The 14880-nt window shown below is 53.3% G+C and carries 13 protein-coding genes; 4 read left to right on the plus strand and 9 right to left on the minus strand.

Translation table 11 applies throughout. The annotated features are described in order from the left end of the window. Positions 1 to 4 precede the first annotated feature (4 nt). Positions 5 to 1252 (plus strand): hypothetical protein, encoded by a 1248-nt coding sequence (locus BLP45_RS07835; protein WP_090371462.1) that lies wholly within the window; start codon positions 5 to 7, stop codon positions 1250 to 1252. 287 nt (positions 1253 to 1539) lie between these two features. On the opposite strand, the gene BLP45_RS07840 is transcribed toward BLP45_RS07835, so the two are convergent. The 8 genes from BLP45_RS07840 to BLP45_RS07875 all read right to left on the minus strand — a co-directional run bounded on the left by BLP45_RS07840 (position 1540) and on the right by BLP45_RS07875 (position 10547). Next, complete coding sequence (locus BLP45_RS07840; RefSeq protein ID WP_090371464.1) at positions 1540 to 1926, minus strand: TIR domain-containing protein; 387 nt, start codon at positions 1924 to 1926, stop codon at positions 1540 to 1542. A gap of 88 nt (positions 1927 to 2014) precedes the next feature. Continuing rightward, positions 2015 to 2404: a RidA family protein gene (locus tag BLP45_RS07845; RefSeq protein ID WP_090371466.1), complete on the minus strand. Its 390-nt coding sequence runs from the start codon at positions 2402 to 2404 to the stop codon at positions 2015 to 2017. Between the two features lie 276 nt (positions 2405 to 2680). Continuing rightward, on the minus strand, positions 2681 to 3091 hold the full coding sequence (locus tag BLP45_RS07850) for a hypothetical protein (protein ID WP_090371468.1): 411 nt from the start codon (positions 3089 to 3091) through the stop codon (positions 2681 to 2683). Positions 3092 to 3653: 562 nt separating this feature from the next. Continuing rightward, a complete protein-coding gene (locus tag BLP45_RS07855) occupies positions 3654 to 6044 on the minus strand; it encodes a sucrose synthase (RefSeq protein ID WP_090371470.1) in 2391 nt (796 codons plus the stop codon). Then, complete coding sequence (locus BLP45_RS07860; RefSeq protein WP_090371472.1) at positions 6028 to 8196, minus strand: HAD-IIB family hydrolase; 2169 nt, start codon at positions 8194 to 8196, stop codon at positions 6028 to 6030. Before BLP45_RS07860 ends, BLP45_RS07855 begins: the two co-directional genes overlap by 17 nt. After that, positions 8189 to 9106 carry a carbohydrate kinase family protein gene (locus BLP45_RS07865; protein WP_090371473.1) on the minus strand — a complete coding sequence of 306 codons (918 nt, stop codon included), beginning with the start codon at positions 9104 to 9106 and terminating at the stop codon, positions 8189 to 8191. The genes BLP45_RS07860 and BLP45_RS07865 overlap by 8 nt, the downstream gene beginning before the upstream one ends. Positions 9107 to 9335: 229 nt before the next feature. Continuing rightward, on the minus strand, positions 9336 to 10070 hold the full coding sequence (ubiE, locus tag BLP45_RS07870) for a bifunctional demethylmenaquinone methyltransferase/2-methoxy-6-polyprenyl-1,4-benzoquinol methylase UbiE (protein WP_090371474.1): 735 nt from the start codon (positions 10068 to 10070) through the stop codon (positions 9336 to 9338). Positions 10071 to 10154: 84 nt separating this feature from the next. Beyond that, positions 10155 to 10547, minus strand: a complete 393-nt coding sequence (locus BLP45_RS07875; protein WP_090371476.1) for a gamma-butyrobetaine hydroxylase family protein — start codon at positions 10545 to 10547, stop codon at positions 10155 to 10157. Positions 10548 to 10620: 73 nt separating this feature from the next. Here BLP45_RS07875 and BLP45_RS07880 point away from each other — a divergent pair, with 73 nt between their 5' ends. After that, positions 10621 to 11778: an FAD-dependent oxidoreductase gene (locus BLP45_RS07880; protein ID WP_090371478.1), complete on the plus strand. Its 1158-nt coding sequence runs from the start codon at positions 10621 to 10623 to the stop codon at positions 11776 to 11778. 41 nt (positions 11779 to 11819) lie between these two features. Here BLP45_RS07880 and BLP45_RS07885 read toward each other — a convergent pair whose 3' ends face one another. Continuing rightward, on the minus strand, positions 11820 to 12329 hold the full coding sequence (locus BLP45_RS07885) for a DUF1269 domain-containing protein (protein WP_090371480.1): 510 nt from the start codon (positions 12327 to 12329) through the stop codon (positions 11820 to 11822). 476 nt (positions 12330 to 12805) lie between these two features. On the opposite strand from BLP45_RS07885, the gene BLP45_RS07890 reads away from it, so the two are divergent. After that, a complete protein-coding gene (locus tag BLP45_RS07890) occupies positions 12806 to 13918 on the plus strand; it encodes an S-(hydroxymethyl)glutathione dehydrogenase/class III alcohol dehydrogenase (protein ID WP_371128743.1) in 1113 nt (370 codons plus the stop codon). Between the two features lie 44 nt (positions 13919 to 13962). Then, on the plus strand, positions 13963 to 14811 hold the full coding sequence (gene fghA, locus BLP45_RS07895; RefSeq protein ID WP_176754701.1) for an S-formylglutathione hydrolase: 849 nt from the start codon (positions 13963 to 13965) through the stop codon (positions 14809 to 14811). Positions 14812 to 14880: the final 69 nt, after the last annotated feature.

The raw sequence follows: 14880 nt of genomic DNA on the forward strand, positions 1-14880 counted from the left end.
AGCCATGCGTAAACTCCCACTTTTCATTATTGCCTTGCTGTCCGCCATTCCTCTGACGCTGGCGGCGGCGCTGTTTCTGGCTATTGAAGACCGTCCCCGTGTCGATCGTCAGGTGATCCTGACTCCGGAACATATAGGGCGTGCGAAGCAGATCGTCGATGAGCATCGTTTTTGGGTTCACCCGGGGATGCTTGCCGCTTTCCGCGTGACCCCCGCGGACGCTGATCTCGCCGCAAATTATCTGGCACACCGTTTTGCGAAAGGCAGCGCCCAGGTAGCGTTTGCCGATCAGAACGCAGTCGTCCGACTGAGCCTTCCCGTATTCGGCACTTCGCCCAGCAGCTATTTGAATCTCGAAGCAACTCTCGTCGAGACAACCGGGCTCCCACAACTTCAATCGGTGCATATCGGAAAACTCGCCCTCCCTGATGCCCTAACGGACATGCTTGTGCCTCAGCTTGTGCGGTGGCTACGGTCCAGTCCAGAATATCGAACCGGGTTCGATGCGCTCCGGCTGGTTAAAATGTCACCAGACGAATTGAGCATCTACTACCGTTGGGAGGGAGGTCTCACTGAAGTACGGGCCGCAGTCATCGACGAGGAGGAACGGAAGCGATTACTTCGCTATCAATCCCTCCTGGCCACGAATAGCAGACAATACGGCGCGTCAGTACGGCTTGCGGAAGTTCTACCGCCATTGGTGAGTTTCGCAATCGGAAACCCGGAAAACGCGAATGCCCGGGCAGAAAACCGCGCCGCAATCTTAGTCACGACGTTTTACGTTCTCGGTATTTCTTTGGAACAGATCCTTCCAGAGGCAGCTGGCTGGCCTCGTCCGGTACACCGGACAGTTACGGTCGACGGACGCGATGACTTTGCGAAACACTTTATGGTATCGGCCGCTATCGCTGCCTACGCTGATACGGCATTGTCCGATGTCATCGGACTGTACAAGGAGATCGAGGACTCCCGCTCCGGAAGTGGTTTTTCGTTCAATGACATCGCCGCCGATCGCGCGGGTACAAGATTGGGTGAAAAGGCCGTGGCAAGCGAAGCCTCAGCGCAACAACTTCAATATAGGATTGCATCAGGGCTGCAGGACTCCGATTTGATGCCGCCCTGGTCTGACTTGCCCGAGTTCATGTCCGAGGCCGAGTTCAAGCGACGTTTTGGCGGAATTGGTACGCCAGCTTACCGAAAAATGATGCAGACGATTGAGCAACGTGTCGCGGCTTTGCGAGTGTTAAACTGAAAATTCCCGTAAATAGGTCACGACGCAAAGTCTCTCGCGAGCTCTCGATCAATAAGGCAGGCGGCGAAGCTAGCAGCCCGGCGATTTGAAGAATTGGAGCAAAAATGTGATGGCGTGGCAGATCGGAGAACTGCTTTTCAGCCAATCGTGGCTTCCAATTGGCCTCAAACAGCGAAATATGGACCGTGCGTGCCCAATCCCTTTAAATCCGGCCGTAACCGTCAGCCATAGCGCAGCCTGAGGGACAGTGGGGTATGGACCGCAGCTAACGCTATGCGGGGCCCACTCTAGAGTCTATTGAGGAAGGTGGAAATGGTGGGCCAGGTCCATGCATCGATCTCGCGTTCACCTACTGGGTCGGGCAGTTTGGAAGGTAGTTTCTCTGTATCTCCATGAAGTAGCAGCACAGGCATCCTGCCCTCATAAGCACAGCGTATTTCCCATAACTGGCCGTCAGCCCTGACAACATTCTTCGTAATAAGGGCGATGACGCCGTCGCAACCCGTAACTTTCTCCCGGCACTCTTCCTTCCAGGCGGGCTCCCACGACTGCTTGACAGGCATATCCACAAACGAGAAAGCGGTTTGCTCCTTATTCAACTGCTCGAGTAGTTGATCGCGCAGTTTGATATCCCGGAGTGCAAAACTGATAAAGACCTTGTTCGTTGAAGCCAATTTTAATTACCTCCCTTTGAGTGGATTATTGTTAGCAGCGCCCCAATGCAATACAAAATCGCATCACCAATTAATCGCAAATCATGCCTCAGGCCCCTGGGCCGCGACGGGCAGTTACCTGAATCTCAATCCGCATACGGGGATCCGACAGACCGGCCGAGATCATCATGGCCGCAGGTCTAACCTCGCCCAGATATTTACGAAGCGTCGGCCAGCATTTGGGAAAATCGGTGGCGTCCGGCAGCACATAGGTTACCCGGACAATATCTCGCATACTGGCTCCCGCCTTGTTCAAGGCTGCCTGAATATTCTTGAAACATTGTTCGGCTTGCTCCACCACATCATCAGAGATAGTCATTTTGCTATAGTCGAAGCCGGTCGTACCCGAGACGAAAATCCAATCGCCGTCTACGACGGCTCTTGAATAGCCAATCTCCTGCTCGAATGTGGAACCTGAGCTTATTAACTGTCGCGGCATAAATTCCTTTTGATCAGAATGCTCCAGATGCTTGATTATTACGCTAGTGTAGTGAGTCAGAGATATCGGTACAAAACCGGTTCAAATGAATAAACCGTGAAGGAATGTTAAAAATGCCTGGATTGAAGGCGCATAGTTACTCATATGCAACGACGAGCAACGCAGCATAACGGCAATCCAGTCATTTTTAAGTAACGATATCTCGACTCACTACGCTAGCAACACTAAACGGAAAAGATCCATAAGAAAGCAATTAGCAGATTAATTTTGTATTCATCAATGTGAAAAACATTGATTCTTGTCTGATACAACTGTACAGGCATATCGCATTTCCTGGACAGATCCCGCACGGTTAAACACGTATTCGGCCCTCAGCCCCTTAAACTGGGCTTCAGTGAAAGAAATCGAATCGGATACAAGGCGCTCCTCGTTCCAGAATCTGACCCTGCAGAAGTCAGGCTCGGATCTGCATATCTTGCTAAGCGCAGCACCATAAACAGCCGTGTCCATATCCCGTTTACTATCGATCAGGACCATATGGATATAGTTTCCCGAATTTCCGAGTTCAATTGACCGGACAAGACGCCAGCCGTCGCCCTGAACCAACGGTTGCGGCGATACCTGTGCAGCCGAGACTGACCACGACAGGACAAATACGATTAATGCCCCGATAACTTTCTTGCTCACGAATGCTCCTTGACTGAATTCTTCTCCGGCTCCCTAACGACAGCAACTAATACGCCAGCCGCCAATAAGAAATCCTTATCGATATCTAGTGGAATTTGGAGAAAAGGGTTCCCCCGCAGCAGTCCATAAATGTTAATTTGAGTTCAACGGCAGCATGCCCAAAGGGCACACCCCCCCTGTAAACTTCTGGCAGTTCATCTCCTTGGCGCGTCAAAAGGCCGTCGTACTATCGCAATCGACGCTGTGAGAGTTTCAGAGACAACTGAAATATCAAACGTCGATTCTATCAATAAAGAATGTGCTCAACAAGGAAATCCACTAACGCTACGAGGAGGTGGGGCGCACCCGTTCCGGGCCTTTAGGATGTCGCGTCGTCCGGGATTGCGGATTTATCCAGGATGAAAAAGGGAGCAACCATAACAGGCGGTATTGTTAAAAGCGAGACAGAAAAGCTTTCAATAGGCGCCAGGATAATTCAAGCTGTCTTCCGGGTTGCGCGGGGGCCACTGCTGACAGCTGTTTATCGAACAAGTAAAAAAAGAATGTTCCGCGCATCCGTCCTTTATTGATTGGGTAGCAACGTCTGTGCCATGGGACGAAATTGCAAATGGTAGAACATATTGAGATAACGCGTGGTTTCTTCATGTTCCAGCTTGCTGACAAACTTCCAGAAGCCGTAAATACGCGACAAGGTCATCATTCGTTCAGCGTAAAGGCGCCACGTATAGCGGGACTCGACGCGTTTCAGCGCCATTTCGGAAATGTTATTCCAAAAAAGCGGATCAGCGTCGCAGCGCGCAAAAAAATCCGCCATGGCAGCCGCTGCCGCAGCCCCATCGTTGGGATCGAAGTGATAGCCCGAAACGCCGTGCTGAATGATCTCGAGCGGGCCGCCATAACAAGTGGCAAATACTGGAAGACCGGAAGCCATGGCTTCGATTATGGTCAACCCGAATGCCTCAAATCGAGCTGGCTGTACAAAAATACCGCGCTTGTCGGCCACGTGGCGATACAACTCCCCAGCCAGGTTCTTTTCCAGGCGAATACCGAGCCAGCGCATCCGTCCTTCCAGTTTATATTCGTTCATGATGGCATGCATATGCTCGATTTCCATACGCTCCTCACCGTCAGAGGAAGCAGCCGGATCGATATGCCCACCTATTACCAATAGATTAGCGGCGTCCGACAGGCGCGGACACTGGGCAAACCATGCAGCCAGCGAAGTCAGATTCTTGACCAGGTCAAGGCGCGCCATCGTAAAAATAAGAGGCTTGGCGGTATCATTGAAGTGCCCGCGCCACGGTACGCCGGGATCAAAGTTGTACAACAGGCGCTCAATGTCAGGCAGCAGGGATTGCAGCCGGCGCTCACGGTCAAGATACGAGAAATATACATCGGCATCGGCGCCCGGCGAGACAATGTTGAACTTCGGATCGAAGAGATCGATGCCATTCACTACACGATACAAACCAGGCATGGTGTAGTTCTGGTAGGTTTCATATTGACCAACCGTATGAGAGGTACCGGCAATTTCCTGATAGGTACTGGTAATAATGAAATCGGCGCTATTCATTGCAATGAGATCAGCTGTGTACTGACAATTAAAATGGTACTGAGCTTCATTCTCCCGCCAGTGCAAGGCCGAGTGAAGATATTTACTCTGCTCCAACGCATGTGCGATATTGCATTGCGTCACCCCCATCCGTTTGGAAATCAGCGAGGCGACCAGGTTTCCATCAGAGTAGTTCCCGATCACCAGATCGGGGCGCGCACTCAACTGTGCAAGCGCTTCACGCTCAACGTCGTGGGCGAAATTCTCCAGATATGGCCAGAGCTCAAAACGCGATATCCAGTGCCGGATAATCTCGCCATTCGTTTTTCGAAATGGTACGCGCACGATCCACGAATTCTGGGTACCATGGACTTTTTCCAGTGGGTGATTGCACAATGTTTCTCCTGCATCAGGAATCAGGCGTGTGCATATCAGAATTTTTGGTTGCGCTTCTATCCCTTGCAAAAGGAGCCGCTCACTCATTTCCCGCTCCAGTGCGCGTACCTGATCGAGGATATACACCACTTGGCCGCCCGTATCGGGCAATCCCAGTACGTTGTCCTGCCCGAAATAGCCATGCGGCGACAGAATCAACAACTTTGACATCATTGGAATGCGCGCCAGAAAGTTCTCGAGTATTTGCGGCGAGGCCGCTTCAAGAATGTCCACCAGCAGGCTCATGGTGTCGCTCACCCGCATGACATTATTGCCCCAGCCGGGTGCGAAGCCCAATCCGCTTAGCGGCTCCGCAATCGCCTGCCACGGAACATCCTCGGAATAGGTATCGAGCAAATCAAGCCCGCGCCTTAAACCAGTGCGTAGTGCCGCCACATCGGCAAAGTTGCCATGGAGCATCAACTGCTGGCCATCCATGGAGTGCACTGTCAGAAAATGCAGCAATTTGGCTGTTCCTATGCCGGATTGCGTAAACAGGGTGCCCGCCAATTGCCTGTTAAGAAACATTACGCCCTGGCCGATGGACCGGATTTCCTTGAGCCTCGGAAAATCGCGGTTAAAAGGGGTAAAGTCTAGTTCCAATGCCGGTTCATTTGCATTATCCGGACGCACCAGCAACTCCTTGAAAGCGAGGTAATCGGAAACGCTGATCGTTTCGGGGACAAGTTGTTGCTGATGAATGCGCAGGAAGGACCAGCGTCCCGCACCTTCGCGCAGGGCCAGATACGTCAATGGAGGGCGGCAAACTGCTTCTTGCAGCCACTTGACCATTTCGTGCAAGGGCGTATTGACAAGAGGCTGGGGATGCGTATCGCGCACCAGGTCAAAAGCCTCGAGCAAATCCGAACGCAGAAGAAGCGGGCGCTCCAGTTCGAACCACTTACGCAAAAGCGCGTGCAACTCGTCACGATGGTCTACAGCCCAGGCATCAAGTTTTTGGATCATTCGCGGCCTCCAGAGTGGGAATACCAAAAGCATAATGCGCCATACCCTCTGAAATACCGTCAGCATATCGGGAATTAGCGAAATAAATTTGTTCGTTTCCCCTGAGACTGGCCAGTTCGGGGCTGTGATTGGCAACTACGACGCCGAGCGTATCTCCGATCAGCATTTCATGATCGTTCCCGGAATCACCTGCCACCAGGAAAGCGCGTAATGGCAACCCCCACTTGTAAGCGAGATAGCGTATTGCTCGTCCCTTGGAGGCGCGCAGAGGCAAAATGTCGAGATAAGCCTGCCGGGAGTAGATCAACTGCGCCGATAGATTCTGCTCGCGCAACAATGCGCGGATTTTGGGAATAGAAGGCAGCGCTTCGGGATCCACATTGTAACTGAGCTTGAATTCGCGCTGATTTTCCGGGGATTGCAGGATGAGACCGGGTACCTCGCGAAGCGCCTCTTCCACCGCATCGCGGCGCCACAAGTATTTGATGAGATTTTGCCACCCGACATCAGGGCGCAGGCCGGGGCCATAATTTATCTCGCTGCCGACCGCCGTTATCAGTACGTCGGGTAGTGGCACGCCCCATTCCTTTAATATTTTTAATGCGCTTTCCAAGGTACGACCGGTTGCGATGCCAAAACCCAGATTTGACGGAGTAGCGCGCAACGTGGCGAGAAAACGGCGCAAGGCGGCACGATCGCCAAGCAGCGTATTATCCAGGTCGCTGATCAGCATCTGCGAAACCAATGGCAGCGGATTTCGTTGCGGTCTTCGGTATATCACCATGTCTCGCCGAATCTGCTTGCGCTCGTGGTGCAGCAAACGGAACAGGACATGCAGGTACTTCTTGACATGCGCATCCCAGGTATAGTGATTTTTTACTCCTGTAATCCCATTGCGCGCCCAACGCTGCCAACGGCGCGGGTCGGCAAGCGCGTATTCCATGGCGTCGGCTATAGCTTGTACATCCAGCGGATTAACCAGTACGCCATTTTTACAGTGCGCGACGATATCGCGCGGACCACCATCTTCGGTAGCCACGATCGGAAGGCCGCTGGCGGCTGCTTCGATCAAGGTAAGACCGAACGGCTCGGTGAGCGCCGGGTTGACAAATATTCCCCGCCGCTGCGCGGCCAGCCGGTAGAATCCGGGAATATCGGCGGAGTTATGCTGCTTGGGCAGGGCCACTTTACCCCAGAGGTCGTAATGATCAATATCAAGCAATAGATTGGTCATCACCTCTGTCTGCGCGTCCTCAAGCTTGCGGATATCCTCACGGTTGCCAGCCACAATGGCAAGATTAGCCTGCTCATTCAACTTGGCTGACCCGCCAAATGCGGCAACCAAAGCGCTGAGATTTTTTCGCATTTCCGGGCGGCAAATTGTCAGTATCAGTGGCTTGCGCGGCTGCTGCAGGAAGCGGTCGACGAGTCTTCCGACGGCCGGTTCCAGCGGTGTCTGGCGCCCCGGCGGAGCAAAACGGGACACATCCGTTCCGGGCGGAATAACGACCGCGCGCTCCGCCTGATAATTCGTGTAACAGCCATACTGCTCGACACTTTCCTGAGGCGTGCTGGTTATGATGAGGCTGGCATGCTGCAATATGGCTTCCTCGGCAGCGATGCGTCGCTGGAAATTAAACTGACGTTCCAGTGCCTGAGGTTTACGACCCTGAGCCAGGAGGCGCTGCTGCTTGCTGCGTCCAAGCGAGTGACCAGTGTGAACCTGCGGGATCCCCAGCAGCTGAGAGAGCTGCATTCCAACATATCCGCCGTCAGCATAATGACTGTGAATGACGTCAGGCAGGCGCTTCTGCTCGCGCAGAAAAAGCAATACACGATCCACGAGCTGGTCGAGATAAGGCCAGAGGCTTTCCTTGCGCACGTAGCGGCGGGGACCGCAGCGAAGGCGAATAATGCGTGCTTGATTGCCAAGTGTTTCTTCGGGGCGCGCATAATCCGCGGATACGGTGGGGTCTTCTATCCGTCGGGTCAATAAATCCACCTTGCCGACGTGACGCTGGCGCGCCAGAGACCGCGCCAATTCCACCACATACAAGATTTGCCCGCCGGTATCGGCGTCGCGCCCCAGCTCCAGACCGGCCGCGCGGGTCAGCCCATGGAGGCTTAGCATCAACACATATAACTTATTCATTTGCTCCAAACCATTCTTCAAGGAATGGTTGATAAAAATCGTTGTGCTCCGGAATAGCGCCACGTATCTGGCAAATTGCGCCGGCAAAACGATGCGCCCGTGGCAAGGCGGCAGCGATTTCCCAGCCATGCAACAGGCCAAGCATGAAGACGGCCGAGAACGCATCGCCCGCGCCTACAGTGTCACGAACATTCTTTAATGGATCGGCGGCTATCGCAACCCGTTGCCCTGAAGCGTCCAGCCACCATGCACCCGCCGCGCCGCAGGTGATAAGCAGTCCTCGTAGCTGATATCGCTGTATTAATACCTCTGCCTGGACCTCGGCGGTCGTCGCTTCCCCAAGGTCAAGTAAATGGGTTAAACGCTCAAGCTCGGCATCATTGGCTTTAACGATATCGGCGTGCTGCAATGACCAGTGCAACCGCTCGGCGGATACCCAGGGATTACGCAAATTGACATCGAAAAAACGCCTACCGCCGGCTGCGCGCAGCGTATGACGCAAGGCGCGATGTGAATTGGCCCGCTGAGCCAGTGTACCGAAATAAACCAGCTCGGGGTTTGCCGCCAGAGCGGTCATGCGGGATAAGCGGGGATGAATATGATCATAGGCTTGATCGGGAAGAATATCGAAGCGGTGCCCTTCGGGAGTGAAATTCACCTCTACCACACCCGTGGGACGGGTGGAATCGAGCTGCACACCATGCATGGGCAGTCCGGAATTTTCCAGGGCTTGCAATATACGCGACCCTGCGTCGTCCCGTCCCACTCTGGTAATTAGAACCGGCTCACAGCCAAAAGCGCGCAGGTGCCGCGCAACATTGAATGGTGCGCCCCCTAAAACCTCCCGGTCGGGAAACCGGTCTATCAAGATTTCGCCAAATAACAGCACGATGTGGCGAGTCGCAATCATCCTGGAGGCCCTTCGAAAGGACCTGATCTCGTTAAAGACAAGGGACCAAGCCAGCGAATGAATGTCTCATAGTAGGGTATCCTGAGCTGATTCTTATGTGCGATAACACACATAACGCTGTACGAGAAAGGGATAACAAGGCACCCGATACGAACTCTTCCTTTAAATCCGGAAACGCCCGTGCCGGCTTTTACCGAATATTTCTGAATGGGACATCATGGAACCGACTTCAGAACTTGTAGCCGCGGTGCAATGCAACCACACTGGCGGTTAAATTGAAATATTCTACGCGCTCGAATCCGGCTTGCTCCATTAACTGCTTCAGTTCCTCCTGAGAGGGATGCAAACGGATGGATTCGGCAAGATAGCGATAGCTATCCTGATCCTTCGCGATGAGCTTGCCCATAACCGGCAGTAATTTGAACGAGTAGGTATCGTAGAGATGCCGCAGCGGTTTCCATACTTTGGAGAATTCAAGTACGATAACACATCCGCCGGGGCGGAGCACACGCAGCATTTCTTTCAACGCTACGTCTTTGTGGGTCATGTTTCTGAGACCGAAAGCAACGCTCACGCAATCGAAATAATCGTTTGGAAACGGCAGTCTTTCCGCATCGCATTGCGCTACCGAGACAGCTGCACCTTGATCAAGCAGCCGATCGCGGCCGATCGTAAGCATGGAGCTGTTGATATCGGTGAGCCAGACCTCGCCGTCTTCGCCCACGTGCTCCACGAACAATGCACTCAGGTCAGCGGTGCCTCCAGCAATATCGAGCACTCTGCCACCCCTCTTGACGCTGCTCGTTTCTACCGCAAAACGCTTCCATAATCGGTGCAACCCCCCTGACATGAGATCATTCATCAGGTTGTAGCGTTCCGCTACCGAATCGAACACGCCGGCCACTTTGTGAGCTTTCTCTGTTTCGGGAACGACGTTAAAGCCGAAATGGGTGGTTTTCGTCATAAGGTTCAGTTTCTTTATAAGGATGGGTAACGCTTTGTACCATGACCATGCGAAGATTAAGATTACTTCGCTGCCGTTAGGGGTTTAATACTTGCGAACTCCGACCGGTTCGCGGCTGGCGCCCGCCTCTTTCATCCGGTCTAGATACCGTTGCCACATTTCATCTTGATGGAGGCCATAATCGTAGAGCAAGTCCCAGGAATAGAGCCCGGTATTATGGCCATCGGAAAAATTCAGTTGGATCGCGTAATTCCCTACCGGCTCGATATGGGTGATATTCACGTTTTTCTTGCCCACCTGCAACACTTCCTGCCCTGGACTATGGCCCCGTACTTCCGCAGAAGGCGAGTAGACCCGGAGAAATTCGCACGGAATCGTGAATGTTTTACCGTCTTCAAAAGAAATTTCCAGTAATCTGGACTGTCGATGCAGTTTTATTTCAGTGGGATTAAGGGTATCTTTGCTTAGCCCTGCCATCGCTGCTATTCCTCATTACCATTTCTTATGGCGGAATCGCACATGATAAACCAGCAGAGGCAAAACTAAAACCTTGCGCTCGAATCATATTTTCGCCAATACACCGCATGCTTCCGGTCCTCGCGAACTCGTACTTATCGGCGGCGGCCACACACATGCCCTGTTACTGCGAAAACTCGGCAAAAAACCGCTAGCTGATGTCCGTTTGACCGTAATAAGCGATGTCGAACATGCTGCCTATTCCGGAATGCTGCCGGGTCACATCAGCGGCTTTTACCGGCAAACGGAAATACAAATCGACCTACGGCGGCTGTGCCATTTCGCCGGTGCCGGGTTCATCCATGCAAAAGTGTCCGGACTGGATTTAAAACGGAAACAGGTTCTGCTTGCCGATGATTCTGCCCCCGTGTCCGTCGATCTAGTTTCCATAAATATAGGCGGAACGCCGCACATGAATGACGTTGCGGGAGCGGAACAATGGGCGATCCCCGCCAAACCTGTGCAGCACCTGCTGTCAGGGTGGGAGCGCGCCAAGGCTGCCACCCAGAATAGTGCGAATCCGCTGCAAATCATTCTGGTAGGAGGTGGGGCGGGCGGGGTAGAGCTAGCGCTAGCCATGCATTCGCAACTTCGGAGCAACGCCAAAATCGTTATCGTTCACGGTGAAAAGCATCTGTTGCCGGGGCACAATATTTGCGTCCAGCATATTTTTAGCAAACTGCTGCAGGAGCGAAAACTGACCGTGATTCCCGATGCCACAGTGGTGGAGGTGATGCCGACGAGCGTGCGCCTCAAGGATGGCCGATCCTTGGCTGCCGACTTCGTCTTCTGGGTCACGCAAGTTGCACCACCGCGGTGGCTAACCGAGTGTGGTCTGGACACCACGCCTGAAGGCTTCATTCGAGTGAAACCCACCTTGCAGACAATCAATTACCCCTGGATTTTCGCGGCCGGAGATGTGGCAGCCATCGAATGCCAGAAATTGCCCAAGTCCGGGGTCTACGCCGTACGGATGGCGAATCCGCTGGGGGACAACCTGCGCGCGCACCTATCGGGCCGCTTGCTGGGGGATTACAAGCCACAACGCCATACGCTCAGCCTCATTGGCACCGCGGATAGACGCGCCGTCGCTTCCTATTGCTATCTAGCCGGACATTCCCGTCTTTTCTGGTGGTGGAAAGACTGGATCGACCGTCGCTTTATGCGGCAGTTCCGGCAATTACCAGCGTAGCTGCGCGATACTGCTGCGATATGGCTGCCCTGATATCCCAACTAAGGAAATGCCGGTATTTTCGGTTCTGTTCCTTCAATTTCCACCGTGGGCAAATGCGCCTTTATGCGGGCCTCGATCTCATCAACCCGATTTTTCGGCACATCGGCCAGAACCAGAAATTGACCCGCCTCAATCGCCTCCTCAAACTGCTTTATCCTGGAGCTACCAGTGCTCACGCCTATCAGGCTGCCAGCCCATGCGCCCACTCCCGCCCCGACAAGCGCGCTCGCCAGCAGGACGCCGCCTGCAATGACTGTCGAGGCAGGGGGAAGCGCGACCGCAACCAACCCGGCAAGGGCTCCCGCTGATCCGCCAAGCGCCAGCCCGCGTTCCACCGCGGGAATAAAATCGCTTTTCTGAAGGAGATTTGCTTCAGGCAGATCCTCAAGCTCTGTCCCACGCTTTGCGATCACATGAATATGTCGCTCCTCGATTCGTGACAGAAGCAACTCGTCGATAATACGCTTGGTGATGGCGATATCGGGAACAAGAAAGTAAATTCGTCGCATCATGATCTCCTAAGGATTTGTAAGATAATCATTCAGGGCGGAGATTCAAACCGGCCTCAATTTAATAATAGGACGGCTTATCTGAAAAAGCAATGTTCGCTCGAACGCGGATTAATCAAGCATTTCGTTCGATTGCCGTTTCGTGCAAGATGCCGCGATGACCCGGCGGGAGTGCCTGCTGTAATCACTACCGGATTGTCAGAGCGGAAAGCTCCAGCGTAAAAATGAGGGTGTAACGGAGGACTTCAAGTATTTCGAAAGCCATGTTCTTCCCTGCAGAAAAAGCACCGCAATACATATGGGGGAGACCCTTTGCAACCCGTTTCCTTTACCCCGGAGGGGCTGCTAGAATCGGCTGCACGGTATATTTCTCGTTGCGCGGACCAGAAATGTTCAGCTTGACTATCAACATAATTTGAAGTTATTCGGAATGAGCTTGCATATCAACTAAAGAGATACGGGGAAAACGCATGGAATTGATCAAAACACGCGCGGCGGTCGCCTGGGGTCCAGGGCAACCTCTGCGTATCGAAGAAATTGACCTGATGCCGCCACAAAAAGGCGAAGTGCTGGTGCGTATCGTAGCGACAGGCGTGTGTCATACCGACGCATTCACCCTGTCGGGAAACGATCCCGAGGGCAAGTTTCCCAGTATTTTGGGTCACGAGGGTGGGGGCATTGTTGAGGCGTTAGGCGAGGGGGTAAACAGCGTTTCCGTGGGCGACCATGTCATTCCGCTCTACACTCCTGAGTGCGGCGAGTGCAAGTTCTGCAGATCCGGGAAAACCAACCTGTGCCAGGCAATCCGGATGACTCAGGGACAGGGACTGATGCCCGACGGCACCACGCGTTTTTCTAAAAACGGAAAACCTATTTATCATTACATGGGCACCTCCACCTTCTCGGAATACACAGTGATACCTGAAATTTCGCTGGCAAAAATCAGCAAGGCGGCTCCGCTGGAAAAGGTCTGCCTGCTCGGCTGTGGAGTAACGACAGGTTTGGGGGCCGTCGCCAACACCGCGAAAGTAAAGGCCGGCGATACCGTGGCGGTCTTTGGCCTGGGTGGCATCGGACTGGCCGTGATAGTAGGCGCCACGATGGCTAATGCCGGCCGCATTATCGCGATCGACATCAATCCGGAAAAGTTTGAGATAGCGCGTCAATTGGGTGCCACCGATGTAGTCAACCCCAAGGATTATTCGAGGCCGATTCAGGAGGTTGTTATTGAAATGACCGGCGGAGGCGTAGATTTTTCGTTCGAATGCATCGGTAACGTCAAGGTGATGCGTTCGGCGCTTGAATGCTGTCACAAAGGCTGGGGCGAATCGGTGATCATCGGTGTCGCCGGCGCCGGCGAGGAAATCTGTACGCGCCCGTTTCAGCTTGTAACAGGGCGCGTGTGGCGCGGTTCGGCATTTGGCGGGGTAAAGGGCCGCACTGAACTCCCTGGCTATGTGCAACGCTACCTTGACGGAGAATTCGAACTCGACACTTTTATCACCCACACCATGCCCCTGGACGATATCAATACAGCATTTGACCTGATGCACGAGGGCAAATCCATCCGCACTGTCATTCATTTCTAAGTGGGTGCCAGCGTGCATTTTTTCAGGGACAGGACATGCCGGAATTGAAGCTTCTCTCATCCTATCGTTCGTTCGATGGATCGCAAAAACGCTACAGGCATCGTTCACAGTCGCTGCATTGCGAAATGAATTTTTCCATCTATCTTCCACCCAAAACAGGCGATAACGAAAAAGCACCGGTCATCTACTGGTTATCAGGATTAACTTGTACCGATGAGAATTTCACCATCAAAGCCGGCGCGCAGCGCGTGGCGGCGGAACTGGGCATTGCCGTGGTCGTGCCCGATACCAGTCCGCGGGGAGAGGGCGTTGCGATAGCGCCGAATGCCTCATACGACCTGGGGTTGGGCGCCGGTTTTTATGTGAACGCCACGCAACCGCCCTGGAGTCACCACTACCGGATGTACGATTATGTGGTCGATGAACTGCCTGCCCTGATCGAACAATATTTTCCCGTAAGCGATCGGCGATCAATTTGCGGACATTCCATGGGCGGTCACGGTGCGCTTGTCATTGCCTTGCGCAACCCGCAGCGTTACCGATCGGTATCTGCCTTTTCCCCGATAGCCAACCCGACTACCAGCCCATGGGGCAAAAAAGCGTTCAGTCATTACCTGGGCGATGATGTCAAGAACTGGTGGGGTTTTGATGCAACATTGCTGATTGAAACGTCGCTTGCCTCGGAACATCTACCGATGATGGTCGACCAGGGAGACGCGGATGAATTCTTGATTGAACAACTGAAAACCGAGCGCCTTATCGCCGCCTGTGAAGCAGCGAACTACCCTGCCCAGATCAGGATGCGTGAAGGGTACGATCACAGTTATTTTTTTATCAGCACCTTTATCGAAAACCATCTGCGTTTTCACGCAAAAGCACTGGATTCCCGATGACCTTTCGATGATTCGGGCAACCTGATGACTGGGCAATTGACTCGCAAAACCGCATCAGAGTTTTTTAAA

It is taken from the genome of Nitrosospira sp. Nl5 (genome assembly GCF_900102495.1).
Lineage (GTDB): Bacteria > Pseudomonadota > Gammaproteobacteria > Burkholderiales > Nitrosomonadaceae > Nitrosospira.